Origin of the sequence: Iningainema tapete BLCC-T55 (genome assembly GCF_014698965.1) — a bacterium.
GTDB lineage: Bacteria > Cyanobacteriota > Cyanobacteriia > Cyanobacteriales > Nostocaceae > Iningainema > Iningainema tapete.
Map to the genome: position 1 here is coordinate 1 of NZ_JACXAE010000023.1, position 24,231 is coordinate 24,231.

Annotated in this window: 25 protein-coding genes and 2 pseudogenes; 9 read left to right on the plus strand and 18 right to left on the minus strand. The window is 40.1% G+C overall.

Annotation, left to right across the window (positions count from 1 at the left end):
* Positions 1-54: 54 nt before the first annotated feature.
* Positions 55-1,125, minus strand: a complete 1,071-nt coding sequence (locus tag ICL16_RS04415) for an alpha/beta hydrolase family protein (protein ID WP_190825680.1) — start codon at positions 1,123-1,125, stop codon at positions 55-57.
* A 254-nt stretch (positions 1,126-1,379) separates the two neighbouring features.
* On the opposite strand from ICL16_RS04415, the gene ICL16_RS04420 reads away from it, so the two are divergent.
* Entirely contained in the window at positions 1,380-2,870 is a 1,491-nt protein-coding gene (locus tag ICL16_RS04420) for a sensor histidine kinase (RefSeq protein ID WP_190825681.1), read from the plus strand.
* On the opposite strand, the gene ICL16_RS04425 is transcribed toward ICL16_RS04420, so the two are convergent.
* Complete coding sequence (locus ICL16_RS04425; RefSeq protein ID WP_190825682.1) at positions 2,856-3,521, minus strand: response regulator; 666 nt, start codon at positions 3,519-3,521, stop codon at positions 2,856-2,858. The two genes, ICL16_RS04420 and ICL16_RS04425, sit on opposite strands and share 15 nt — an antisense overlap.
* A gap of 305 nt (positions 3,522-3,826) precedes the next feature.
* On the opposite strand from ICL16_RS04425, the gene ICL16_RS04430 reads away from it, so the two are divergent.
* Together ICL16_RS04430 and ICL16_RS04435 are read left to right on the plus strand one after the other, a co-directional pair.
* Positions 3,827-4,252: a hypothetical protein gene (locus tag ICL16_RS04430; protein ID WP_238360600.1), complete on the plus strand. Its 426-nt coding sequence runs from the start codon at positions 3,827-3,829 to the stop codon at positions 4,250-4,252.
* 180 nt (positions 4,253-4,432) lie between these two features.
* Positions 4,433-5,236: a hypothetical protein gene (locus ICL16_RS04435; protein WP_190825683.1), complete on the plus strand. Its 804-nt coding sequence runs from the start codon at positions 4,433-4,435 to the stop codon at positions 5,234-5,236.
* On the opposite strand, the gene ICL16_RS04440 is transcribed toward ICL16_RS04435, so the two are convergent.
* Positions 5,233-5,736: a thiol-disulfide oxidoreductase DCC family protein gene (locus ICL16_RS04440; protein WP_190825684.1), complete on the minus strand. Its 504-nt coding sequence runs from the start codon at positions 5,734-5,736 to the stop codon at positions 5,233-5,235. The genes ICL16_RS04435 and ICL16_RS04440 overlap by 4 nt on opposite strands.
* 97 nt (positions 5,737-5,833) lie before the next feature.
* Positions 5,834-5,998, minus strand: a complete 165-nt coding sequence (locus ICL16_RS04445) for a hypothetical protein (protein WP_190825704.1) — start codon at positions 5,996-5,998, stop codon at positions 5,834-5,836.
* A 130-nt stretch (positions 5,999-6,128) separates the two neighbouring features.
* Here ICL16_RS04445 and ICL16_RS04450 point away from each other — a divergent pair, with 130 nt between their 5' ends.
* A complete protein-coding gene (locus ICL16_RS04450) occupies positions 6,129-7,181 on the plus strand; it encodes a class I SAM-dependent methyltransferase (RefSeq protein WP_190825685.1) in 1,053 nt (350 codons plus the stop codon).
* Between the two features lie 37 nt (positions 7,182-7,218).
* Here the strand turns inward: ICL16_RS04450 and ICL16_RS04455 are convergent, their stop codons facing one another.
* Together ICL16_RS04455 and ICL16_RS04460 are read right to left on the minus strand one after the other, a co-directional pair.
* Positions 7,219-8,583, minus strand: a complete 1,365-nt coding sequence (locus ICL16_RS04455; protein ID WP_190825686.1) for a hypothetical protein — start codon at positions 8,581-8,583, stop codon at positions 7,219-7,221.
* Between the two features lie 254 nt (positions 8,584-8,837).
* On the minus strand, positions 8,838-9,065 hold the full coding sequence (locus ICL16_RS04460; protein ID WP_190825687.1) for a hypothetical protein: 228 nt from the start codon (positions 9,063-9,065) through the stop codon (positions 8,838-8,840).
* Between the two features lie 1,021 nt (positions 9,066-10,086).
* Between ICL16_RS04460 and ICL16_RS04465 the strand changes: the two genes are divergently transcribed.
* A complete protein-coding gene (locus tag ICL16_RS04465; RefSeq protein ID WP_190825688.1) occupies positions 10,087-10,338 on the plus strand; it encodes a hypothetical protein in 252 nt (83 codons plus the stop codon).
* Positions 10,339-10,342: 4 nt separating this feature from the next.
* On the opposite strand, the gene ICL16_RS04470 is transcribed toward ICL16_RS04465, so the two are convergent.
* From ICL16_RS04470 to ICL16_RS04505, 9 genes and pseudogenes are all read right to left on the minus strand, one after another.
* The gene (locus ICL16_RS04470) at positions 10,343-11,623 is read right to left on the minus strand and encodes a DEAD/DEAH box helicase (RefSeq protein WP_202895410.1); all 1,281 of its coding nucleotides are present in this window, start codon (positions 11,621-11,623) and stop codon (positions 10,343-10,345) included.
* A gap of 25 nt (positions 11,624-11,648) precedes the next feature.
* On the minus strand, positions 11,649-11,795 hold the full coding sequence (locus tag ICL16_RS44760; RefSeq protein WP_202895411.1) for a hypothetical protein: 147 nt from the start codon (positions 11,793-11,795) through the stop codon (positions 11,649-11,651).
* 23 nt (positions 11,796-11,818) lie between these two features.
* Positions 11,819-12,709 (minus strand): nuclease-related domain-containing protein, encoded by an 891-nt coding sequence (locus ICL16_RS04475; RefSeq protein ID WP_190825689.1) that lies wholly within the window; start codon positions 12,707-12,709, stop codon positions 11,819-11,821.
* Between the two features lie 164 nt (positions 12,710-12,873).
* Positions 12,874-14,341, minus strand: a pseudogene (locus ICL16_RS04480) (ISLre2-like element ISCst1 family transposase).
* A gap of 84 nt (positions 14,342-14,425) precedes the next feature.
* Positions 14,426-15,592, minus strand: coding sequence for a hypothetical protein (locus tag ICL16_RS04485; protein ID WP_190825690.1), 1,167 nt, complete (start codon positions 15,590-15,592; stop codon positions 14,426-14,428).
* A 123-nt stretch (positions 15,593-15,715) separates the two neighbouring features.
* Positions 15,716-16,519 (minus strand): DUF2726 domain-containing protein, encoded by an 804-nt coding sequence (locus tag ICL16_RS04490; protein ID WP_190825691.1) that lies wholly within the window; start codon positions 16,517-16,519, stop codon positions 15,716-15,718.
* Positions 16,520-16,605: 86 nt separating this feature from the next.
* Positions 16,606-17,250 carry a 3'-5' exonuclease family protein gene (locus ICL16_RS04495; protein WP_190825692.1) on the minus strand — a complete coding sequence of 215 codons (645 nt, stop codon included), beginning with the start codon at positions 17,248-17,250 and terminating at the stop codon, positions 16,606-16,608.
* 47 nt (positions 17,251-17,297) lie between these two features.
* The gene (locus tag ICL16_RS04500; protein WP_190825693.1) at positions 17,298-19,499 is read right to left on the minus strand and encodes an NERD domain-containing protein; all 2,202 of its coding nucleotides are present in this window, start codon (positions 19,497-19,499) and stop codon (positions 17,298-17,300) included.
* Between the two features lie 394 nt (positions 19,500-19,893).
* Positions 19,894-20,070, minus strand: a complete 177-nt coding sequence (locus ICL16_RS04505; RefSeq protein WP_337906911.1) for a helix-turn-helix transcriptional regulator — start codon at positions 20,068-20,070, stop codon at positions 19,894-19,896.
* A 289-nt stretch (positions 20,071-20,359) separates the two neighbouring features.
* On the opposite strand from ICL16_RS04505, the gene ICL16_RS04510 reads away from it, so the two are divergent.
* The 4 genes and pseudogenes from ICL16_RS04510 (at position 20,360) to ICL16_RS04525 (ending at position 23,017) form a co-directional block, all read left to right on the plus strand.
* Positions 20,360-20,839, plus strand: a complete 480-nt coding sequence (locus ICL16_RS04510) for a flavodoxin family protein (protein ID WP_190825694.1) — start codon at positions 20,360-20,362, stop codon at positions 20,837-20,839.
* Positions 20,840-21,209: 370 nt separating this feature from the next.
* A pseudogene (locus ICL16_RS04515) lies at positions 21,210-21,401 on the plus strand (type II toxin-antitoxin system RelE/ParE family toxin); the annotation flags it as partial.
* Positions 21,385-21,711 (plus strand): helix-turn-helix domain-containing protein, encoded by a 327-nt coding sequence (locus ICL16_RS04520; RefSeq protein WP_190825695.1) that lies wholly within the window; start codon positions 21,385-21,387, stop codon positions 21,709-21,711. The pseudogene ICL16_RS04515 and the gene ICL16_RS04520, both read left to right, overlap by 17 nt.
* 184 nt (positions 21,712-21,895) lie before the next feature.
* Positions 21,896-23,017 carry an alkene reductase gene (locus ICL16_RS04525; RefSeq protein WP_190825696.1) on the plus strand — a complete coding sequence of 374 codons (1,122 nt, stop codon included), beginning with the start codon at positions 21,896-21,898 and terminating at the stop codon, positions 23,015-23,017.
* A gap of 230 nt (positions 23,018-23,247) precedes the next feature.
* Here the strand turns inward: ICL16_RS04525 and ICL16_RS04530 are convergent, their stop codons facing one another.
* The 3 genes from ICL16_RS04530 to ICL16_RS46645 form a co-directional block, all read right to left on the minus strand.
* Positions 23,248-23,430 (minus strand): type II toxin-antitoxin system HicB family antitoxin, encoded by a 183-nt coding sequence (locus ICL16_RS04530; protein WP_190825703.1) that lies wholly within the window; start codon positions 23,428-23,430, stop codon positions 23,248-23,250.
* 80 nt (positions 23,431-23,510) lie between these two features.
* Complete coding sequence (locus ICL16_RS04535) at positions 23,511-23,687, minus strand: hypothetical protein (protein ID WP_420485252.1); 177 nt, start codon at positions 23,685-23,687, stop codon at positions 23,511-23,513.
* A gap of 167 nt (positions 23,688-23,854) precedes the next feature.
* The gene (locus ICL16_RS46645; protein WP_273038294.1) at positions 23,855-23,986 is read right to left on the minus strand and encodes a hypothetical protein; all 132 of its coding nucleotides are present in this window, start codon (positions 23,984-23,986) and stop codon (positions 23,855-23,857) included.
* Positions 23,987-24,231 lie beyond the last annotated feature (245 nt).

The following is a 24,231-nucleotide window of genomic DNA, read 5'->3' on the forward strand; positions in this document are numbered from 1 at the left end:
AGCAATCTGGCTTAAAGTCACGGAAAAATTTCTTTTATATATTAGATAAACTTATCACCAATTAATCTGAAGACCCCCAGTGCCATTGAAAAAAGCATTAATATTAACTTCTAGATTACCTGCCAACTCTATACCGGAATCTCGCAAAAGAGGAAATAGAAAGGCGATATCGCTGGCAAAGTGGGGATGCGTTGTCCCCAAAATTGTTACGGAATAACCTTCATTTTTAAGGTTATCAAATAGAGGTTGTCGTCTTCCCTCCAACTCTCTCGATAACGCATCAGAAAAGATTTCTGTACTGAAACTTTCGTTAATGAATGCCATATAAGGTTGAGAGAGGCTTGCATTAGCCACATCACCATATAAAGAGCCATCCAGGTTAATTCCTGCTTTGAAACGAGGATCGATTGATAAAGCTTTGGCAGCAGCTGCACCACCTGAGGAAACTCCGTAAATACCAACTCGATCTAAGTCTAATTTCCCATGAAACAATCCTGTCGGATCATTTCCTGCATCAAATTTTTCTAGCTCGTTAAGAACAAACCGAGCATCTTCGGCTTTAATGGTTACACTTTGACCGAGAAGCTGTAAAAATTCAGAGTCAATCCCCCCTTCTCTTCGCGCTTCATCAAAAATACGAGTTCCGGGAACAACTCGCCCATCGGGAAATACATTAACTTCTGAGTCGTATGTATGATTAATTCCAACTACGACAAAGCCCTGGCTGGCTAATTCTTCTGCTAAAAAGGTGCTATATTCAGGAAAAGTAGTACGACCAGGAGAAAAAATTAGAACTGGATATTCGGATTCTGCTGTGGCAACAGGAGCGTTAGCTACACTGTTAGTGGGTACAGATCGGATAAAGTTGACAAGATCTTGTGGCGGGTCTTCTGACCTAGATAACAGCCCACTGATCAAATCTTCGCTTAGGTAAGGTTCGTTCACAGCTCCTGGAACTTCAACGCTTGGATACCAAACTTTTGCAGTTAGCTCTCGACGATCGCTCTTGTCTTCTGTATAAATTTCTTCTCGTTGTGAATCGACAAAGTAAAGAGAGGTTGTTCCCACGAAGTAAGCACCAGTTGGCTTCGGGAAAGAAATCGCTTGAGTTGTATTAGTTTCCATTGCAGTAAAATCCTGGTTCGTATTTTGGACTACTTGTTCTCAGGCATCTGTGGCTTGAGTTGGCTTTTATCATACGAATGGAGTGACTGTGTTCAAATCGACCGCCAAGTCAAATTAGTAAAACTAATCGGATAATCTTGAATTCATTCAATCGGTCAGGGCATTTGCATCGATGCTTAATCTAACCGATCGGTCAATTTCAAATCTGAAGATTGTGGTGTAGTATCGTGGAGTTCAATATCTCCCTAAAATTTATGCGACAATCGCTTAAGTTAGGTCAATGGTCGCAATTTATTCAAGTGACTTGGAACCGGCTAAGGCGTTATGCTCAATATTGGCTGACTCGCTTTAAGTCACCCCAAGAATCAACAGACTACTTGACTTGGAGACATCAATTTTTACAAAAGCGGTTACGTTTGGGACTATGGCTAGCGTTATTTTGGCATTTGATTATATCGGCTAATGGTCTTCATTCTGTTTTGTTTGAGTTTGAGAAATTAAAAGCAGTTGCCCTCAATTCTTATGGAGATGCAGCGATCGCAGATCAATGGAGATGGGCATCCATTGTCTGCTACATAGTTGCTAATGTCCTGATACTGGCTTGTTTGATTGGGCAAAAAACTACTTGGGGACGACAGTATCCTGAAGCACTATTTCTGCTTTTTGCCTGTTCCTTGAGCAATCTTGTACATATTGTTTTCACTTTCTTCGGTCTTCCGGAAACACCAAGCTACCTTTTATTTCTCTATATAGCGGTTCTGCTCCCAGTGCATTGGCGATTGCATCTTATCTATCAAGCCATATCCATCGCCTATTATGCAATTGTCTATCCCATAAATGGTCTGGCTACCCTTGAGTATGCAAAAATATATAATCTTTACTCAAGGGAAGTTATTATCCAACTTGCTTGCGCTTGCTCGGTGAGCATTTTATCGGTGTACTTATACGAACGCTTGAAACGCTCAGAGTTTGAAGCTAATCGCCAAATACAGATATTTCTGCATTCTATGGCGCATGATTTACAGACTCCAGTTGTGGGCAGTGCAATTGTGTTGAAAAGCTTGTTGGATAAAGTCATAGATGAACAGGATAAGCTAATAATAAAGCGATCAACAATCGAACGATTACTGCAAGGGAGCAATCACCAGCTTGCCTTGATTAATTCTCTAGTCGAAGCTCACACTGCTAAAACACAAGGTGTTATTCTCAATTGTGAACCAACTCGAATAAAGCCGTTGGTAGATTCAGTCCTTATCGATTTAAACCACAGTTTAACCAAAAAACGCATTCAACTCATCAACCACATCACCGATGATCTCCCGGTTGTGAACGCTGACGTAAACCAGCTTCGACGGGTATTTAGTAACTTAATTGGCAATGCACTCAAGCACAACCCTCACGAAATTCAGCTAATTTTGGATGCGAGTGTGGTGGAATCTGGACACTGTAGGCAGGTAAAAGTATGGGAAAACCGAGTGGAAAGCGTGAAACAACTCGTTCAGCCTCAAGCTCCAATGCTGCTCTGTGAGATACAAGATAACGGCATCGGTATTGCTTCAGAGCAATGCCCGTACTTATTTAAACTCTACGCTCGTGGGACAAAGGCACGATACACGCCGGGATTAGGATTAGGGCTGTATCTTTGCAAGCAAATTGTTGAGGCGCATGGTGGTAAAATTGGCGTCATAAGTAGTTTGGGCGATGGAGCAACTTTTTGGTTCACCTTGCCGTTATACCCAACCTGATCTTAGCGCCACAACCGCTGCTTGCACCCGGTCATCAACTGCTAACTTGTTCATAATGCTACGAATATGGGCTTTTACGGTGCTGAGGCTAATGTGCAGCATTAAAGCAATTTCGGGGTTACTGCGCCCTTCAACAATTAGTTGTAGCACCTCCAGTTCTCTTTCACTTAGCGGATTCGCTGGTTTAGCACGAACTGCGGGCTGCAAGTGTTTAACGACGCACTGAGCAATTTGAGGATCAAGATAGACGGCTCCATCTTGAATGCAGGCGATCGCCATTACCAACTTTTCTAATCCTAAGCCTTTGACACAATATCCATCTGCCCCGCTCGACAGAGCCGCGATAATTTCCTGTTCTGATTTATGCGAAGTGAGCATCATTACCCGTACCATTGGCAAGCTAGCTTTAATTTTCTCAGTAGCCGCAATGCCATCAAGTTCCGGCAATCCAATATCCATAATCACCAAATCCGGCTTAAGTTCAAGTGCTACCTCAATCCCAGAGTAACCATCTTCCACTTGACCAATAATTTGCAATTGAGGATATTCTTCCAAAAGATGCTCTAAACCTAAACGCATCACTGGATCATCTTCTACAATTAAGATGCGCAGTTCAGATTGAAAACTAAAAGTATTTTTTAAAGAGGGCATGAGATGGTAAATATCATGACAACGGCAATATAAGTCTTACCCATTGAAGTATAATTACTAATCATGCTCATTTGTCAAGTAGGATTTATACAATATTTAGATGTGCTTACCCTATGTCATCAAAAAGAGTCGATTCTCTAAACTAAGTTAGATTAAACTAGCATTAAACTGTGCAAAAATGTAATGATAGTTTTTTAAACCTTGATTTTTTGCCATTTATGATGGTCATTTTGTGCTTTGAGTAGGAAAATATTCAACATAACACACTTAAATGCGCTAACAGCTACTAAACTAGGAGTCAGAAGATGAGTACGGATAAGACAAACAAAGTTGATACAACTGAAACTAATTTGGAGCAAAATAAGCATCAAGATGATTTAAACGCCCACTGTTCCCTCAGTGTACCACAACCGACTTCTAAAACAATTAACGTAGACGGTAAGCGTCCTGTTGACCCAAGTACTTTCGAGGTTAAAGACACTTTTAATATAGATGGTCAGCGACCAATTGTTTCTAGTGATGTTCAGGTTCAAGAAACAATAGACATAGATGGTCAGCGACCAATTGTCTCTAGTAATCTTATATATAATGATACAGTAAATGTGGATGGCAAACGTCCGATTGATCCAAGCGATTTAGAGGTTAAAGAAATCAGAGATATGGATGGTCCTCGTCCAATCGCTTCAAATAACACCGAGCATCCTAAAATTACACCCGATTATATAGACTAAAAGCTCTAAATAATTTGTCAGCGCTGAGGAGCTAGCGCTACAGAAGGATTTCCCAACGTAAGGCAAGTCTAGCGTAGCGCAGAGCAAGAGGAAACATGAAACTACGGAATTATTTGTAATTACTATATATAATGGAAACCAGTAGATAATTAAGGAAAAAATATATGTTTGTGGGAGATTGTGAATAATCGTAGTTTGCTTGAGGTTGCAGAGTACATATCACTGATTAGTTCGGTAGCAGGATCATTTGCTGCTATGGTTTCCGGGCAGGTAGTATTTGCAACCATACCATTGTCAGTGTCAATTTTGCTGAATTTGGTTAATCGCTACCGATTTGAGCAACAAACTCGGCAAAGTACCAATGCTGTTATTAGTCAGTCACATCAGCAAATTTTAACAGATATTCAATCGCTACGTTCAGTTTTAAGTCAATCAGCAAAAGTTGATCTGAATACTGTACAACAAACACTGTTTAAGCTAAAAGAGGAAATTGCCGGAGTTGAAACAAAGCTTGATCGTCTGGCTTCATTGTCAGCGTTTGAGCCGAGTTCAATAATTGAAGGCATATCCCAACTAGCCAACCAGTACACAATTTTATCAAAGTCTCTTAACGCTGTAAGGCAACAATTGGATAATTTGCCATTATTAGAAAAGATAAATTCTCTACAAAGTTCATTGTTTAGCTTATCTGAAGAAATTGCCGCACAAAAAACTGAGATTGAGAGTAGCTCGTCTGTTGAGACTTCTGATATTGAATTAATTAAGAGTAATATTTCACAAATAATAGAGCAATGTACAGCATTACAAGAGTTTCTTGATGCTTTAGTTTACCGAATGTTATCAGATGGTGGTATTAGTAGCCGGGTTTGCTCTGATGAAATGGAAACTCGGCTAAGTAAAATTGTTGAGTACCACAGACAGCAAAGGCAAAAACGCCAAAAGTATGCCACCAGCCTAGAGCCACAAGATGAATCTAGTGTTTAACAACTACTATCATTAGTGAGTCGGCAACGCCCCTGATTGCCTTCAATGCGTTTGTTGCGATCGCTTACAATTGTTGCTAAGTTTGGTCTTTTAGTTAAGGGTAGGCGATAATTAGCCCAAATTCCATACACCCATTCCACAACAGCACCAATCATGGGTATCTTGGTTGCAGCATAAACCCAACCCATGCCCAGGGCTTCGTAGACACGACGAAAAACTTCCACATTTTTGATGATTGAGCCGTCTGGAAGTATAGCATGGATTCGCCCCATTGCCGTTTCAAAGTCAATGCCACCATTTGCTTCGGGGGTATAATTATCGTCAGCAATATCCACAAAAGCGACTAAACCTCTACCAGCATCCCGTTTTTTCAAAAAGTTGACTTCTCTCATACACAATGGACACTCACCGTCGTACAGCAGTTTGATTTGCCATGACGGTAGGGAATCTGATTGAGCGACTTCAACGGATTTTGGAGACTGGGTTTGCGATGAGGACATAAGAACATCTATTCCTGAAGTAACGCAGAGAAACATCTATATTAAGTATTGTAACAAAAATTAAGAATGCTGGGCAAAAATTTGTTCACATTAATCATCAGTGGCGATCGCGTTTTAGATCGTATATAAATTTTTCTAAATACCATCTATCTGACTTACCTGGGTGCAATCGCCGTTGTTGTTGAAGGAGGCGTTCAGCAGTATCTACTTCACCACATAGTAATTTAAGTAGTTCTCTTTGCAAAAAGAACATTTTAAACATCAGACTTTTTATGACATTTTCAGGCTGTGGAGATTGAATCGGTAGTCTAGATTAGATTCATAACAGAAGTTGCGGTAATTATTGCTGACTATTCTGTAACTACATTGATAACAATAAATAAGGTGATTATATGGATACAGCAAAACTAGAAGCATTTGTAGGACAGGTTGTTACTGACATGGCAGCGGGTATGTCAGGTGTAATGACGAGTATTGGACATAGACTTGGTTTATATCAGGCAATGATGGGTGCAGGTTCGATAAGTGCAGTGCAACTTGCGCAAAAGACTAATATTAATGAACGTTATGCCTTAGAGTGGTTGAACAGTCAAGCGGCTGGTGGTTACGTGACATATAACCCAAGCGATCGCACTTACGAACTTCCAGAAGAGTACGCAATGGTGCTGGCAAATACAGCCAGTCCCGTTTTCCTAGCTCCTGGCTTTGATTTGATTGCTTCGATGTGGCTGGACGAGGATAAAGTTGTAGAAGCATTCCAGAGTGGTCGAGGTATTGGCTGGAACGAACACCATCCTCGGTTATTCTGTGGTTGCGAAGCATTTTTCCGGAATGGTTACAAAACCTACTTGACAAACACCTGGATTCCTGCTTTGACAGGGGTCGAGATGATATTAAAGATTGGTGGCAAGGTAGCAGATATAGGTTGTGGTCACGGTGCGTCTACAATTATTATGGCACAGGCGTATCCCAACTCAACCTTCATTGGTTTTGACTACCACGAGCCGTCCATTGTTACCGCACGTCAACGAGCAGAAGAAGTAGGAGTTGCCGAGCGCGTCAAATTTGAAGTGGCAAGTGCTAAGAACTTTTTCGGCACAGATTACGACCTGATTTGTTTTATGGACTGTTTCCACGACTTGGGCGATCCGCTAGGCGCAGCCAAACATGCATATAAGGCACTGGCTGAAAATGGAGCGCTGTTGATGGTGGAACCATATGCCGGAGATAATGTGGAAGAAAACTTTAATCCAGTTGGTAGGATGTATTACTCTGGCTCAACTGCCATTTGTACACCAAATTCACGTTCACAAGAAGTCGGGCTAGCACTTGGTGCTCAAGCAGGTAAAGCAAGACTGGCTGCCATTCTATTTGAAGCTGGATTTAGTAAATTCCGTTGCGCGGCACAAACTCCCTTCAATCTCGTATTGGAAGCACGACCATAAAGAGGATAATGCAAGTCATGTGCTACATCATTCAGATTTACAACGTGTCCTGATTGCCACGTATTTCGGCATACCCGGAAATAGGTTTGAACTGCTTGAACGTATTAATATCCACGCACGGCGTACAATCGAGCTTGGTTTTAAGTTCAGTGCTGAAGGAAGCTAGCTGCTCTACAAGAACTTGACGGTCAGTTAAGCAGCTTTTGATTGCCACGAGTTCTCCCAAAGTCCACTCATAGAGATGTCTGTCTCCATTGTTCATCAGCACAGTCAGTTCGTTCCTGGTTCTGATGATTTGGTTGCCAAGCTCATCTACCTTGAGACTGATCAAGTTTGCAATTAGGATGTTAAATGACTCTTGGCCACCTATTATATGGATCAGTTCATCCACATACTGGCTAACTAAACTTATAAATCTCTGATTCCACTCGTTGTGGATGCTTGAAATCTTGATGTCAATATCTCTGTAGAGTCTATTAAACTTATTGTTAATTTCAGTACTGTTAGCAACGAACCTTACAATCTCATTGTTAATTCTAGTGTTGTTAATAACACCGTAGTGTAAGCGCTGGTCAACGTACTGGTTTAATTCCTCATTATCATTCACAATATTGTAAGTTATTAATGGGATGTTATTTTGTATCTTTTGCTCAAAGGTTTGGTCGATTCGCTGACCTACGTATTGGTCGATGTAATTCTTGAATTCCTGCTTATTGGCAATCTTGTTGATAATCAATCCGATGTTGTTATTCATCTTTTGCTCAAACATTTGGTCAAAGTACTGGTTGATATCTTGCCGACGACGCCTGCGAAACCAGTAGGCAAGCAAAGGCAGCAGTCCCAGCAAGAGCAACAGGGGCAGCCATATAAATGGATTTTGAGCAAGGGCATCCAAGGCATTTGAGTATACGGGACGATCAATTACAGCAGGATTATTTTTCTGGTTTTGTTGATTTTGATTGATGGGAATCTGGTCATCTTTTCTTCCCGAAGGCGATGTATTGTTTTCGCTATTAATTACAGCAGGATTATTTTTCTGGTTTTGTTGATTTTGATTGATGGGAATCTGGTTATCTTTTCTTCCCGAAGGCGATGTATTGTTTTCGCTAGGTATGGGCAAGGACTGATTCCTCTGTCCTGTTCCAGCTTCAGTACCTCCATCTCGAACACTATTTTTCACACTGGAGGGATCATTGATCCCTTGTACTTGATTAGGTTTTTTCTGAGAGGATACCTGAGGCTGTCCTTTTTTCTCCTTTGTAGGGTTTTCTTCACTCTCCCAATCCCTGAACTGCTGTTTCATCAAATGAGATGGTGCATCAGACAAAACGGAGGTTGGCATCAACACAGCCAACAAAAATAAAACTGGTATCCCAACAGATGAATATATTTTTTTTGCCATAGTAGTAGCTCCAACTCACACAAAGTAATTTTTCCTTGACCAGAGATGCAAATTTTTATAAGACTTTGGCTCCCTAAACCGGAATTAGCTGTGAGAGTAGAGCACTTATGGTAAGCGCAAGGGAGCTGTTGTTTAAATATATGTAGACGTACTTTTTATTTTATAACTATATTGATTAAGTTTTAAGTACTGCTATGATACATATCACTAAAATGAGAGCGTATAATCACTGCTAAGTCTTATTACTTATGGATTTACAATGTTGGTAGATGATTTAAAGCGTTTCCTTGAACTAATAATGCATAAAAATCCTCAAATGCGCCATCATGGTCTAGAATAACGCGAATAGGCTTGGTCGCTGAGGCAGTTGCTAAGAAAAAGACACTTGCAGTAGCTGTAATCAACAGGCTGGAAAAGAGGTTTTTGATTTGAGAAAGAAACATGATTTGTAATCCTACTTTATTTACCTTTTTCCAATTCATTTAAGCAGTTGATCATGCTTCTCTTAGTGCGCTCCATCCAAGAAAGTTTGACATAAAATATCTGCTCGCTCCTGTGCGGATAAAACTCTTTTTTCCATTGGGTTAGCTAACTAGAAAATAGTGTATCATCACTTTGCTCCTGTCTATAACTATTATCAGATTTTTTATACTATTAAGGCTTATTTAGGAAAACTTAATAAATTAAAAAGCCGTAGCAAGATATGTGTTTTATAAATATCTTTTGACTAGCGCCTAAATTTGCGCCAAATAACGAACCTAAACCTAACAGTAATCCTGATATTATCAATACATTGCTAAAATCCGCGATTGCATAACGACTAACTGCCCACAATGAAATTAATACAATTGCTCCATAGCTGGTTTGGACAAATAACAATATTTGATGAAGACTCAGTATTAGAAAGTAACATAAGTATTTTCTAATCTTTATATATCACATTTTTTCTTAAAAATCTACTTTTTTTCCTAAAAGAATAAACCTCCCATCTTTCCTACTTTTCCTACTTTTCCTACTTTTCTTATTAAACCCACATTTCGCACCCTGTAGTGTCACATATTTTGCGATAGTAGTAAGCCTGGGGTTAAGCAAGTACAATATGTAGCGATCATAGATTTAAGCAAGTAGGCAATAATTATAATGATGGATAAAGTACCATTATCCTGTTAAGTCTTTTTAGCAAGCTGTCACTAGACCAAAAATTCGTCAGGGTTTAGAAGCATAAGCGAGTTATTTAAGTTACACTGACAAAGGGACATGTCAAGCCATGTGCGGCGTCCTTCAGACGAGATTGTAAAGAGACGGTAAATAACTGATTACCTGTGCGGAAGGCAGCGAGAATCTGCTGTTGTAGAATAAGAGAACTAAATTTACAACTCGTCAAGTTTAAATTTCTTTCCGAAATACCAGCAGCTAAGAGTAGAGCGGTGTCAACGGCAATTTTGATTGATTCTCATTCTTATTCAACAAGTCTGACTTCTAAAAATCAATCCATCATCAAGGTTGGACGAAGTTGCCGATAGATTACGCAGGATAGCCAAAATTATTAAGCACGAGTGGAATAATTTTCCTCCTCAAAACCGTGAACAGCTAAAAGAACTTGCATACACCTTGATTGAGCCACCTAAAGGTCTGCAAAACTTTCGACGTAAAATTTGGGCAGCACTATACTTGATGGTCATAAGAGCAACCAACCAGCGTGACGCTTTCGACTCTTGTGTTGAAGCTTTAAATAACTGGAGGTACACAAGGTGAGTTTTCAACTCATAACCTCAAAACACTGACTCTGCCTTAACTCATCTAAGATTGGCGCATCACCAGAACCAAAAAGATATAGTTGCTCTTGAGCGCGAGTCATAGCAACATACAACTGTCTTTTCGCCAAAATCGCTGCTTCTGGTTCTTGAGAATAGCGATCGCCAAACTGCTGTACCCAAGGAATAAGAACCGCTTTAAACTCCAGTCCCAAAGAAGAAAGAGCAGTAATCAGCCTCACTCCTTCTCGGTGATTCCTGTAAGAATGTTTGCTATCTGCATTTTCTGTAACCCAGTAACAGCCTAAATCCAAGTTATTAAGTTGTTGTTGCAGGTTGTTTAGTAAGGGAGTATCGCTCTGTATTAGATATTTATACACAACAGCAATATCTCTTGGTTCGTAACCATTAACATGAAGCTTCTGAATTTGAGCAAGGACTGCTTCAATTTCCTTAGAGCGGGAGGTTGTTATTTGCAAAACTGGACAAGAACCGTGACGCAGCGCGGCACTAGGTTCAATAATAGGGAAAGTAACTTCATCATCTTTCTCTTTTAGATGAACATTTTGCACGACACTCCAAGCAGCAGATAAAATCTCCTGAGTATTTCGATAGTTATGCTCTAATTTCTTAGAGCGCTGTCCCCCTTGTACTCTAATTCCGACAGATTTCCAGGTAAACGTATGGCGCTTGTAAAGGCTTTGAGAACCGTCAGAGACAATCATCAAGTCTCCATTTTCTGGGTCTTTAAGCGCCGCGACACAACACTTAAACCAGCTAGGTGAGAAGGTATGCGCTTCATCTACCAAAATTGCATCCCATTTTTGTTCTAGAGTAAGGTTAGCGATCGCCTCTAATAATAGTTCTCCCAGCACCTCGTCATAGTCTTCCGTCACTTGTTGAGGATTAGGAAGTTTAGTAAGAATTTTCCGCGCCCAACCGTTGAAGTGGGTAACTTCAACCCGCTCTCTGTAAAGAGGGTTTTGGTTGTCATCATGAATCTGCGATCGCAAATACGATGCCAGAGTTATATTGAAGCACAGCACCAGAACCCGATGCCCAACCAAGCGGTTTGCCAAAAACTTGGCACGCGATAGTAGAATTAATGTCTTGCCTGAACCCGCAACCCCGTAAAACAGGCGATGACCGTTACGCATATCTGCTGCTAAACGTTCCTGCTCTATATCTAAAGTCACAATGACAGAGCTATCTGGTTTTGGCTTGACGTTACTGGGTACGCTCTCAATGGTTGCTTGCTTCTGTTTAATCACCCTCTCTGGATGCAAAATTCCTCTAATGCTGCTAATTTGGTCAAATGAAGTCGGGGTAAAGACCTTTTACTAGCGGCTCATACCAAACATAGCAATCATCGGGTAACTCGAATTGCATAATTTTGTATAGTCGCTTCTCCCCTTGACTAGCCTTTGGTGGGATAGTATCGGGAATCATTATAGCCATAATAATATCTCTTTTATACTAAATTAAGCTGTAACAAACTGTACAATTTGCTTATAAGTCATCTGACTTGAGTTTTTAGATTTGGCGTTGTGGTCAAGCTCTCTGATAGTTCCTAATAAATTATTTAGGGTAGTAACTCGATGAAACCCACCGATATTGGAATCAATATTAGAAGTAATACTCGCTTCGGCAGGGAACACTACAACACCGTAAACAGGTATTTTCTTACTTTGGGTTTGATGGCGATTTCTAATGCGAGCTAAAATAGCATCCGTGTATGTTTTAACTTGCTGATAGGGATTTCGTCCCCAACAAGCATTAATTAAAATTCTGTCACTTCCTGTTTGACAAATCCAGTTTGTGTTACGTGCATCTCCAACTGGCTCAATTCTTCCTTTATAAGACTTAGCCTCTAAAGCAATGATGCAGTTATTCATAACTATTAAAAAGTCTATAAACTTACTGTTATCACCTCCAGTTCCTGCATCAAACTGCGTGAGTATTTCTTTTTGAGGTATACTATTTTGCAAGCTAGCCAAAACTGCTTTCTCAAAATTATTGAGTGGATGCCTACCTGTCTCCTCTTTAAGTCGATCCATCTCCTCATTAAGAATTGCTATCTGCTGGTTTGCCCTTTCAGTTTTCCCATGTGATTCCTGTTCCCGTTGTTGAGATTCTACAAGTGTGCGTTGCAGAATCTCAAGCTGCCTTTTTAGCTGGGCTTGAACCTGATGCTGAGAAGCTAACTGGTTTTCTAAACTAGCTATTGTTTCTCTAAACCTATGCTCGCTGTTACGAAGACTTTGTAGTTCTGACTCAGCTAACGAGGGAGCAACGCGAAAAAGTGAGATCAAATTAAAAGGGGCGATCGCTTCCAGAACGAATCCCGGGGGTAAAAGTAATATTTTTAACATTTAATTACAGTGCCAGCACTAGAATTTACATCGGTGAGCGGATGTAAGAAGCTTCCAGCATCATAAGTTAAGGTAGACGAGTATAAATGGTCAGCATTAAATGACACCTATAGACTGTCACTTAGGATGAAGTTTAAGATAGGGGCGCGATGGAAGTAAAATTTTTACCCGGCAGTGGCAGGATATATGAAACAAGTCAAAATAGAATTACAGAAATTATTCCAATTAAAAGCAGTCCATTGACACCGGGCGTGCAACATAATTTCTGCATTATGTTTTAACCAAAACTTACCGTTCCCCTTTAGGCGTAAATTAACAACTTGACGAATTAAGCTTTCAATTGCACCACTACCAATAGGTAACTTAAGAGCAGCAATCTGAGCATAATTTAAACGACCTTCGTTATACCTGTTTGTGAGATAATTTATTTGAGAGGTCAAAATTTTACTCTGTTCGACCTTTGCTTGCTTGTTAATAGCGTTCATGTCTGCAAGCAAAGTAGTAATTTTTCCATGTTTGAGAGATGAACGGGCAATCTTAAACCATTTTGTGCGTTCACTATCTTGAGTAAAAGCTGCATCAGCAAAAATTTTTAAATGCTCGCGCAGGTGATAAAAGTCAATTAATTGATAAGTATCTTTGGGACATCCTAAACGTAATAGAAGAGGGGGAATATGTTTCCAAATCCATTCAGCAGCATCAGCCACAAGTAGTACTTGTTTGGCTTGACTAATTCCCAAGCTAACTAAATGCATCTCTAAGATTTCGAGGCAACCTTCATAATTTTCATAAGTCCCATCGTTGGTAATAGGAATATCAGCGTTTTTAACTTTTTTTCCTTGCTCATCAACTACATAAATCGTGAGTAACTTAGGTTCAACCCATTCACCTCTATACCCGTGCCTATGGGTTTTAGAGCTACGTCTACCTTTTTTATTAATCCTTTCACGAGTCCGTCCTCCATCTACAGAAATCACAACCTTTTTGTCTTTGAGAATATCTCCTCTAGGCAAAGTCCCCATTTTTAGACTAAATAATTTGGATTGACGTAGGCTTAATCCTATCTTACCGAAATAATACGTCAGACGTTCTATTCGTCTCAGACTAATCTTAATTCCCCAATCAATCAAGGTCGAACGTGCAACTTCAAAGGAACTACTGATTGTACCATATTGAGCAATTGTAGGCCAAGTTAACGGGCTGACTCCTTCTGTCATTCCCAACCATCTTAAAAATGGACAAAATCCTTGGTTAACAGATTTTTTCTGCCCTTTTTCTTTTGGACTTCGCTCCAACACGTAAGGCAATTTTAGATTAACTATCACATTCCCTATTGTGAGTATTTGTCGCCAACATTTACCATGTCTTGCACTTCGATTTCGCCACCAACATAAGTGTTTTAGCTATAGCTGTTGCCTGTGCTTCTTCTGATTGTGAAAGATTGTATAGTAATAAAGCAATACACTGTCCCGCTAGAATTAGCGCCGCTTCTCTGATTTTCTGTTCCCGTTCGCGAACTGTACTTCCATCCCACTTTGACACCTCTGACAGTTCTAAAAGTTTGGTAACAGTTTGTTCAAAGTTATCTAGAGATTTGGTTAAATTAAGAGTAGCAATAATATTTTTGTTCATGGTAGGTATTCCCTTAGAAAGGGTCTAAACCCAAAAAACTGTTTCTCAGGGTAATCCTACCTTTTTTTGTGCCAAAAATCTCACCTATTTACTGAGGGGAGCATTTGCGATCGCCCCTTTTAATTTGATCTCACTTTTTCGCGTTGCTCCCGCTAACGATCTAGCCGTTCTAATTTCTTCTATCTGACTCTGAAGTGATTCAAATAATGCTCCTTGTTGTTTAGTTTCTGCAAGTTTATTTTGAAGGACTTGTAACTGCTGATTTAATCCCTGAATTTGCTCTTGCTGTTGTTGCTGCCTTTGTCGAGCAGATTCAGCCTCTATCTTGGCTTTGTCCAGTTCAGCTTGTGTAGTCTGTAAACTTGTTACAGCAGGCACTGATATCATTGTACGTAATTGAGAAGTTTCCTGCTGTAGTTGCTGGTTATAGCTGCGTAATTCCTCAGCTTGGCTTGTTGAATTTATGCGTTCTTGTTCCCATTGCTTTTGCAGAACTTTAATCTGATTTATTCGTTGCCTTAACTGAAGTAATAAAGTTTCTTTTTGTTCAATCAACTCGCGTTCTCTTCGTATTGCTTCTTCTTCTTGAACACGTTTTTTATACAGAATATACTCACAAATACTCCAAAAGGCAATTCCAGCCGCAAACCAAGCAAGTATGGTTACAGTGTAGGTTTTAGCTCTGCTACTTTCAGAAATAGGGTTTCTGATCCATTTCCATAAATCATCTTGAAAGGATGGTTTGATCCCTCTAACATAATATACCCTACCAATGACACGTCCTTTATTTGTAAAGTTAGTTGCAGTAGGTTCAGTAGCACGAGAATTCTTATAATTCCATTGAGAAAATAAAGGAGGAGGATCTAATAATACATCGTAAGGATAGCTTTGTAGTTTTTTTGGATTAAGCGCTATTGCCCAAGAAGAACGGCGGGGATTTTTTCCAGACGCAGCAATTATATTTTGTCCACTAGGATCTGTAACAACTAAACCAAATAGACTGTAATTGCTATTTAATGTACGTTGTAATTCTTCTGGTTGATTTTGAATAATGGTGTATGAAAGTTTTGTCGGTAGAGTATGAGATAATAAGTTAAAATCAACAGTTTGAACACGGAATATTGTCTTGTCCCAATAGTTTTTATAACCCTCAAAAATTGCCACCGCACCAATGCTACAGGTAACAATTCCTGTTAAAGCTAATCTACCTAGTCTTTGTGCAATCCTGTTTACTTTTAATGAGGATACCATATTGGCATCCCTTGGTCGTTTTAATAGTTTTATCATTTAACACCCTTTAAAATACTACTTTAGATAAGGCGATCGCTTCCTAATGCCTTGTGATTCAGAACTTAGTAAGGTGCGATCGCCCTTTCAGAAAATATTTAAAAACTCAGTCACAACATCTGCTGCTCGTTCAAAACATTCCTTAGCTGTAAACCTTACCGTTGGAATACCCTCACGTAGCAGCACGCGATCGCGCAAATAATCTCTTGACGTTTGTAAACTTTCTTGGTGATGTTGACCATCTACTTCTAGAATGATACATTTACGTTTATAAAATACTAAGAAATCGACTTCAACCCTACCCGTTAGCCAGCCACTTGCATCAGACACAGGCGATCCTTGCCTACCAACACGACCGCGTGAATTAGCAAAGAACAATATCTCTTGTTTATCCAACTCCTCTGCAATCTTAATCTCAGCAGCTGAACGAAAGTACATTCCGCCCCACTCCCTCGGTGCATTCGCTCTAGCGTGTTCTTGTTCAGAAGTTCTGTTATCGTTACTAGACGTATGTTCCCCTGATACGGTTATAGCTGTTCCACGTATAAGCTGTTCTATTTGATGTCTGTAGTCATTATCAAAAAATAACCGCCACCAATGTTGAGTGCCATGTCCATTACGCTGATCTGCATAGGCTAAATGTAAATGTTCATTAATCTCTAAATAAAAACCAGGTCTAGTTCTTGAATACAAATACCTATTAATACGTTGTCTCAAGTTTTGATCTGTTCTTTGAATTGTAAAAGCAATTCCAACAAGAACGTCTAATAATTTACTTGTCTGCATCTCTAAATAATATGGAAGCTGCCCTCCTAATGGTATGAGAGAACCTCCACTAACTCTATGCTCTACTCCTGCTTCTATATTGAATTCCAAAGTTCCACTTGTCATAATAGTATTCAAGATTGTTGCGATTGTCGTGCTGGTATTGTCAAATTAGAAATCAGATATTGGCTTCTGTACCAATTCAAGTGGTACTAGGTTAGTGTCAGTAATCTTTGATTTGTAGGATCTATTAGCTTCGCTCGACCTTCGTATAACTTTCGAGTGAGGTTTACATCTGTCAAGCAGTAGTCAATTACGGCTCCATAGTTGCCTTTTTGCCACAGTTCTGGTGCGATCGCCCCTGTCTGTGATTTACTGTAGTCTAAGTTAACCTTTGCCAATTGCTCTAAGCTGTAGCCAGAGCGAGTGACACCCTTAACATAGTGAGGGGGCATTCCTGCTGCAACACGAATATGGCAGAGTAGATCGTAGGTTGTCTTTACCTGCAATCCCTTGGCAGCACAGAGTTTGTCATCAAATGACAGGGAATTAAAACCGACGATCTCTTGTGCTTGATCAACTAGTGCTTGGAAGTTTACCAAGTTGTCTTGTAAGTAAACGTGATTGCAATCATCCCAAGATGAGTAAGCGCAGATGACAGCAATACCCATCCCTTCAAAGTCATCCCATCCCTTGCAGTATTGTAAGTTTGGTGAGCGATCGCCATTTGGAATGCATTTAGCTGTTTCACAGTCATATATGATAAACTTACGGGATTGTGGCTGTTGATGTAATTGAGCTTCAAATTGATTTGGATATTGAGAGCAATCAAACAAACAATCAGGTAAATGATTCATGTTTTAGGTTGTGACAATGTGTATAAGGTGAGGCGAAATAGAAACTATTAGCTCACATTAACTTCTTCAGCATCTGTATCTTCTCCTTCCTCTTTATCATAAATTCTACCCAATGAGTTTTTGTTAAAGGCTGGAAAAGTAAAGTTTGGATACTGTTGTTTAGCTTTTTGCAACTCATTAAAAATTAGACTTTCTCCCTCCAATCCAGTAACTACACACCAAATACGGGCGCGAGTTAAGGCTACAAAAGCTTCGTTACGTTTATGAATTTCTGTGTCCTTTCTGAACTCTAAAGGTCGAGTTGCATACTGAAATCTACAAGCATAAATTTTCCAGGCTTCATTTCCTTTGGCTCTAAAAATAGTAGATATAGTAACATAGCCGTCCATCCTAAAAATGTCTTTGCTCGTGTCTACACCTGCTATTAAACTAGGCACACCATGTTGTTCCAGAGCCAATTTGAGTTTAGGAAAGTACGCATTTTTTCTGTCCCAAGGTGGTCCTTGACTTTCGTTATGTCCCGTTGGTCCTGTAATCATAATATCCCACGGGTGGAATCCAAGTTTTATGTCATTTGCAACTTGTTCGGCAATCCAATCTATTTCTTCTTCTTCAGTTGCAAAAGTTTGAATAACTAAGGGAGAGCCGAGAGCATCATGTAACTTAAAGTCTTCTTGATCTATTGGATGTGGGCTATACTTAGCAGGACGAGTAATTTTTATTGAACTGCCAATACGACGAAAATCACCTGTTGCCTCATAGCCTAACCTATCCCAGTGGAGTTTTGTAGTAACGCCTTGTAAAGGTTTTGGGTAGCGAAATAACCCCATATTTATAGCGTGAGCAGTCATCAGAAGTAAGCGAGGAGTTCGATAGCATCGCCTCATAACCCAGTTTCTGGGAATACCATTAGAATAAGTAGGCGGTGTAATGGTTCCGTCTGGGTTTGGTCCGCCTAAATCTACTACTCGTTTACCATCTTGAGTCAAGCCAAAAATAGTCACAGGTTCGGGGACAATTAAAGAGCCGATACCCTGAGCTTCATCATAAGCCCAATAAAGCCGTTTACTATCAGAGAGCGTACCTCTAACCATTCGGTAAAATGAAGGTGGCAAATCTTGCCCTTCGTCAATTAAAGCTACATCGTATAAAGTTGGAGGATTAGGAACTTCCTGTTCAAAACAATTGCAGACATATTCAAAAAGGGATGATGGGGAACCTGATTTTAATTCTGCCCTAGCTCGATTCAAATCTCTGTAAGTTGCACCACACCTCATTGCTAAACTCCGGTAAAAACCAGCTCTATCTCTTGCTCCCCAAGAATGTAGTATATGAATTTTTCTCCAATCTGGTTCTTCTCCCCCCGTCATTTCTCGGTAATACAAACCAATTAACTCGGTAATTTGCTCGTAAAGTGCTTGTGTGAAAAAGATAAAAGCTATCTGCCAGTCGGGATGGACAAAGTGTATTTTAGCCGCACGTTTCGCTAGCAAAACTGTTTTACCTGTCCCCGCCAATCCACGAATCCGCTGAGGACCAGGAGGAACTTCAAAAGCAATTCTCTGTTGAGTTTCATCTAACTTCTTTAATTGTGATTCGATCGCGCTAATTACTCTAATAGGATTATTAGCAGCTGTCCCAGTGGAAACAGGTCTTGGAGGCTTAGCTGTTAAAGTACCTCCTAAGACTCCTTTAACATTTTCCCACTGTTTATCACTCATTATTTTTTGAGGGTTGTCTTGAGCAGACTCAGTAATTTTATTTTTGAAAGCTTTTGGAGTCAAATTATCTGCTAGTAAAACAACGCCTTGAGTAGATGGTAAATCATGAAAACCTTTTGTTTGCCATTCTTGTTTACTTATAAAAGGAAGAGCAACTCTAAAATTGAAAGAAACCAAACCACGAGTTTCCTCACAATCTGTCAATTTATTTTTAACTGCATACATTTGGTTTTCTGCTTGCGCTACTGGTGTCTCAATCTCTGAGTACCAATTATTCATTCTCCATTCATGACCTTGAATACTGAGAATATTGTCAATTTTGCATCCTTTACATTCAATTACCCATAGACCAAGTTCCCTATGAAGTATGAGAATATCAGGCTCTCTATTAAGCCTTCCACTACGAGTAAAAATAGGGTAGCGATAGTACGCTACACCTGGATCATCTTTGAATGCTTCTTTTATCGAGTCCCAGACTTTTTTCTGAGCTTGATTGTTATCAAAAGGTTCGTAAGGGAAAAATTCCATAATTTCCTGTTGGTTAATGCACTTTATCGCTAGATGTTTGTATATTTTTTTAGGCTTATTGGTTCAAGAGTAAAGCGCTTACTTCACCTCAACGGTGGCAATAGCATTATTGTCGAAGACATCGACGAACTGCCTAAGCGATCGCAGCTCTCAAATCTGGCGTCGGACGAACTGACAAGCCAGGGCTATCGCTCATGTCTGCAATTGCCACACTAAAGTTGCAACTACTAGATTCAAGCAGCAATTAACAACTAAAGTTGCAATTACTACATATAATTTGTGTAAGCGCTACTCTGAAAAGGAGCGATCTCCTACTGCCTAGAACTAATTCTGCAGATATTTTGCAGACAAGTCTTGAGCTAGTTCGCCCATCTGCTGCAATAAAACTTGGAGTTTATAAGAGTGCTAATGGTGAAGGCTTAGTACGTCCGTTCTCCCATCGGCTGATTGTCGGATAAGTGACGCCCAAAGAAGCTGCAAACTGTTCTTGAGTTAAACCTGTTAAAAGCCTTAATTCACGAATGAACTGCCCAATTGGTTGATTCATCGCTCCTGGTTTTTTACTGGTCATTTATTTTAAACTTGCAATTAATTGGCATATTCAGGATTTGATATGTCATTTGCTACATCATATTCACAATTCCCGAAGAAAATCAGTCAAAAAATCAAAAATTTACCCAAACTTCATGCATGTGTTATATATAACTATTTTTTAAATTAATTACGCGATTACACTTAAAAAATCTTTAAGGTTTCAGCACTCCCGTAGCGGAGAGTTTCAACTTCGCTACCTCTAGACCTATTTACTCATTATTGTTAATCTAAGCAGGTAGGGCAACCTGTGGATTTAGGTTAACAACATGTCAAAAGAGAAACCCTCAACCATTGTTTATTCAGGAACGAATGAGACGAGGCAAGTCACACCTCGCCTGCTGCTGCTTTCAAGTTATCAATTAGATTGGAATGGAATTCAGGTTGAACACCATCGGCAGCCAGCTTGGGAGATACCTGAACACAGCAATGCTGAGCATGTCATTGTTGTTCATCACTGTCGCACTCAAGTAGAGCGAGTGTTGAACGGATGTAGGCGCAGTGAACTGGTTCTCAACGGAAATGCGGCGATCGATGAAGTTCGTCAATGCCATGCCCTCATTTTGGGTTCTCCCGTACACATGGGAATGCTAGATTGGAGAATCAAAAAGTTCATCGATAGCAGTGTGTACCAACTTTGGTTAGTTGATGAACTTGTTGGTAAAGTTGCAGGAGTCTTTGCAACAGGTGGCGGATATGGGAATGCAGGTTCGTGGAACTCACCCAGATTGCTATGCTTGGCTCGTTAGCAGAGTGTGGAATGATTCTTGTACCCTTCCCAAAATCGGCATCAGGCAGCGAAATTACTGGTTCGCGGGTGTCCTTATGCTCGTTCAGGCGGTGCTCGAATGGAGCCAATAGGCATCAAGGGGGTCGTCTATATGGGGCTTCGGTTGCTCGCGTAGCAGCTGCGCTGGCTGGTAAAGACTTGCTGCCACGAGGGAACCATGTGCCAGAAGGAGAACACCTCAAGATCTTTCAGTCCGTCAACGGCTGAATTTAAGGACAGATTCTTTGGGAGGGGAACCCTGAATACTTTTGATACAGCTAAAATTTAGTTGTTGACATAAGTATGCCGAATTTAGCATACTGAATATTACATGAGCAAAAAGCACATACCGAGCAATTTACACTGTAAAATTTGCAGGTTTTGTCTACCTTTTACACGCATTTCAGAAAAAATCTAAGCATGGTATAGCCACTTCACAACAAGATATTAAGTTGATTCAAAGGAGGTTAAATAGCGCACAGGAAGACTATTTAGAGCAAACTGCTAAAGAGAAGGAGCAACAAAATGACTCAAAAAAATGATGTTTATGTTAGCAGTGGAAATATTTTTGCTGACTTAGGTTTGCCTAATCCTGAAGAAAGATTGGTGAAAGCTGAACTAGTACGTAAAATCAGTGAAACTATTAATCACCGAAAACTAACACAAGTTCAAGCCGCTGAAATCTTAGGCATTGATCAACCAAAAGTTTCAGCATTAATTCGAGGCAGACTATCAGGTTTTTCAACTGATAGATTACTTTATTTTCTAAATGCGCTTGGCAATGATATAGAAATCATAGTAAAGCCTAAGCCCGAATATCGTCAAAAGGGTCAAACAAGCGTTGTTTACTAAGCTGCAAAGGAAAACTTGTATAGCGACACTCTTATAGGGTGTTGCATTTTGACGTTCGCGCAGCGTCTGGGCAAGGAGAAGGTATTGTCTAAGTATACCTTTGATAGACAAAATCGAGCTAAGCAGCTAAAATTCGGGCGTTGCTGTCTAAACAATGTTCACTTACTTTAGAAACAACAAACGAATGACTACTCAAACGCTTTCCACAAATCTGCTTAGCCCTTTTAACTTGGGAGATTTGACTCTCAAAAACCGAGTGGTAATGGCTCCCATGACTCGCGCTCGAGCTGGAGAGGAACGTATACCCAACGCTCTGATGGCGGAGTACTACGCTCAACGGGCAACGGTAGGTTTGATCATTACTGAAGCTACTGTAATTTCCACGCAGGCTATTGGTTGGCAAAATTCCCCTGGTATTTACTCAGATGAGCAGGCAGAAGGTTGGAAGCAGGTTGTGGATGCAGTACACGCCAAAGAAACACCAATTTTTCTCCAGCTTTGGCACTGTGGAAGAGCTTCTCACAGTAGTTTTCACGAAAATAATCAACTGCCCGATGCTCCTAGTGCCATTAAGTTGAATGGAGAGTACATTCATACTCCCATCGGCAAACAACCTTATGAAACTCCCCACGCCTTAGAGACAAGCGAGGTTGCTTTGGTTGTAGAGGATTATCGTCGGGCTGCTGAACGAGCAAAAGATGCTGGTTTTGATGGAGTGGAAATTCATGGCGCAAATGGCTATTTGATCGATGAGTTTCTGCAATCTAAAACTAACCATCGAACAGATCAATATGGTGGTAGCCTGGAGAATCGCTACCGTTTTCTCAAAGAAATTACTGAGGCGATCGCAACTGTATTTCCTGCTCACCGAATCGGAGTGAGGCTATCTCCAAATGGTGTTTACAATGATATGGGTTCGCCGGATTACCGTGAAACTTTTTCCTACGTGGCACAGCAGCTAAATGCTTATGGTTTGGCTTACCTCCATCTGCTCGATGGTTTGGGATTTGGCTTTCACGAGTTGGGAGAACCGATGACGTTGGCTGAATTTCGCAAAGTGTTTACAGGTGTACTCGTGGGTAACTGTGGGTATACGCAAGAAACGGCTGAAGCTGCAATCAAAGACGGTAGTGCTGACTTGATTGCCTTTGGGCGTCCCTTAATTAGCAATCCAGATTTAGTTGAGCGTTTTGCTCATGGCTGGTCTTTAAATCCACCTCCTGATGTTAGCATTTGGTATTCTTTTAGTCAAGAAGGTTACACTGATTTTCCCACATATCGGGAATCTCAAGTAATTCAAGCTTAATTGATAACAATACGCCTTGAACTGAAGTTCAAGGCTAATAGCTCAAGTCCGTTAAAACGGACTAAAAGAGTTACGCACCTCAGATGAAACTGACTTGAGTTACTAGCTAAGAAATAAATTTATTGAGCGATGAAAATTATGGTGCATCGGAGTTTATTTACTATTAAGGTATAATATAGAAGCGGTTCATTGGTCTAGTATTGGCGATACCTGTGAACGAGATACGGTAATTATGGAGTGGGCAATGGCAAACCACGTTCTGCACGGACTTGAAGGCAAGCGGCGATCGCATCTTTAATGTTTTCTATCGCTTCTTCTTTTGTCTGACCTTGACTGACACAACCAGGAATACTTGGACATTCTACAATCCAAACCCCGTCTTCGTCACGATCAATTGTGACATTAAATTTCAGAAAATTTAGCAGGTAAGAAAGTTGTAATTGTGTTGTATCATAATTGGTATCGTTGTTGAGGAATTGCTCCTAAGGGCGTGCTAAGTTTTGTGCCGAAACATTCCAGTTCCTGTTGAATTGCGATCAGCTTGTAATGGCAAAATGGCTAATAGTAAGTTGGGTATTAATATTTGCAGTTCGCTATCCACAGGCGTATCATTAGAATCTGGTAATTCTGCCGATGATGGTAGGCAGTCTAAGGGATTGTAGTTGAACATAACACGATAGGTGCTGAATTTTGACTGTTGACTGATGACGGTTGACAGTGAACGGTTAACTATCAACAATTATCAAAATAGGCTCATTTGCCCCCCTTGATTTAAGGGTAACTCAATCTGCTTGTAAGAAACCTTCACTTTAATTTCATCCATCGCCAACCACAAATCTAACAACGCTTTTTCTTCGGGAATGCGTTTCTTTTCATCGCCAATTCGTGGAATTGCTTTAACTCTTCATTACTCATTGCCGTAATTCCTTTAGTAATATTAATAATGCGTTCAGGCTTCTCTATCACCATCCATAAGTCCGAATATTGTTAAAATTTATTGTATCAATGCCTACTTTTTGCAGGTAGTTTCCCAACTTCAAATCATCAGTAAGTACTAAATATTTATTTTTTGCCAGCATTACAATTCCACAATCAGTAAGTCCATATTTAGCAAAATTTTCCGTAATAGCGGCATTCTTACTCTCTATATCAGGGCGAACGCATCTAATTATTGATGGAGATTAGGATTTGACGATAAAAGCAGGCTTGAAAGG

Bases quoted from the DNA above. Each gene is read 5' to 3' on its own strand.
- ICL16_RS04415 (WP_190825680.1), bottom strand. From the start codon at position 1,125: ATGGAAACTAATACAACTCAAGCGATTTCTTTCCCGAAGCCAACTGGT.
- ICL16_RS04420 (WP_190825681.1), top strand. From the start codon at position 1,380: ATGCGACAATCGCTTAAGTTAGGTCAATGGTCGCAATTTATTCAAGTG.
- ICL16_RS04425 (WP_190825682.1), bottom strand. From the start codon at position 3,521: ATGCCCTCTTTAAAAAATACTTTTAGTTTTCAATCTGAACTGCGCATC.
- ICL16_RS04430 (WP_238360600.1), top strand. From the start codon at position 3,827: ATGAGTACGGATAAGACAAACAAAGTTGATACAACTGAAACTAATTTG.
- ICL16_RS04440 (WP_190825684.1), bottom strand. From the start codon at position 5,736: ATGTCCTCATCGCAAACCCAGTCTCCAAAATCCGTTGAAGTCGCTCAA.
- ICL16_RS04445 (WP_190825704.1), bottom strand. From the start codon at position 5,998: ATGTTTAAAATGTTCTTTTTGCAAAGAGAACTACTTAAATTACTATGT.
- ICL16_RS04450 (WP_190825685.1), top strand. From the start codon at position 6,129: ATGGATACAGCAAAACTAGAAGCATTTGTAGGACAGGTTGTTACTGAC.
- ICL16_RS04455 (WP_190825686.1), bottom strand. From the start codon at position 8,583: ATGGCAAAAAAAATATATTCATCTGTTGGGATACCAGTTTTATTTTTG.
- ICL16_RS04460 (WP_190825687.1), bottom strand. From the start codon at position 9,065: ATGAATTGGAAAAAGGTAAATAAAGTAGGATTACAAATCATGTTTCTT.
- ICL16_RS44760 (WP_202895411.1), bottom strand. From the start codon at position 11,795: ATGGCTATAATGATTCCCGATACTATCCCACCAAAGGCTAGTCAAGGG.
- ICL16_RS04475 (WP_190825689.1), bottom strand. From the start codon at position 12,709: ATGTTAAAAATATTACTTTTACCCCCGGGATTCGTTCTGGAAGCGATC.
- ICL16_RS04485 (WP_190825690.1), bottom strand. From the start codon at position 15,592: ATGGTATCCTCATTAAAAGTAAACAGGATTGCACAAAGACTAGGTAGA.
- ICL16_RS04490 (WP_190825691.1), bottom strand. From the start codon at position 16,519: ATGACAAGTGGAACTTTGGAATTCAATATAGAAGCAGGAGTAGAGCAT.
- ICL16_RS04495 (WP_190825692.1), bottom strand. From the start codon at position 17,250: ATGAATCATTTACCTGATTGTTTGTTTGATTGCTCTCAATATCCAAAT.
- ICL16_RS04500 (WP_190825693.1), bottom strand. From the start codon at position 19,499: ATGGAATTTTTCCCTTACGAACCTTTTGATAACAATCAAGCTCAGAAA.
- ICL16_RS04505 (WP_337906911.1), bottom strand. From the start codon at position 20,070: ATGACCAGTAAAAAACCAGGAGCGATGAATCAACCAATTGGGCAGTTC.
- ICL16_RS04510 (WP_190825694.1), top strand. From the start codon at position 20,360: ATGTCAAAAGAGAAACCCTCAACCATTGTTTATTCAGGAACGAATGAG.
- ICL16_RS04520 (WP_190825695.1), top strand. From the start codon at position 21,385: ATGACTCAAAAAAATGATGTTTATGTTAGCAGTGGAAATATTTTTGCT.
- ICL16_RS04525 (WP_190825696.1), top strand. From the start codon at position 21,896: ATGACTACTCAAACGCTTTCCACAAATCTGCTTAGCCCTTTTAACTTG.
- ICL16_RS04535 (WP_420485252.1), bottom strand. From the start codon at position 23,687: ATGTTCAACTACAATCCCTTAGACTGCCTACCATCATCGGCAGAATTA.
- ICL16_RS46645 (WP_273038294.1), bottom strand. From the start codon at position 23,986: ATGGTGATAGAGAAGCCTGAACGCATTATTAATATTACTAAAGGAATT.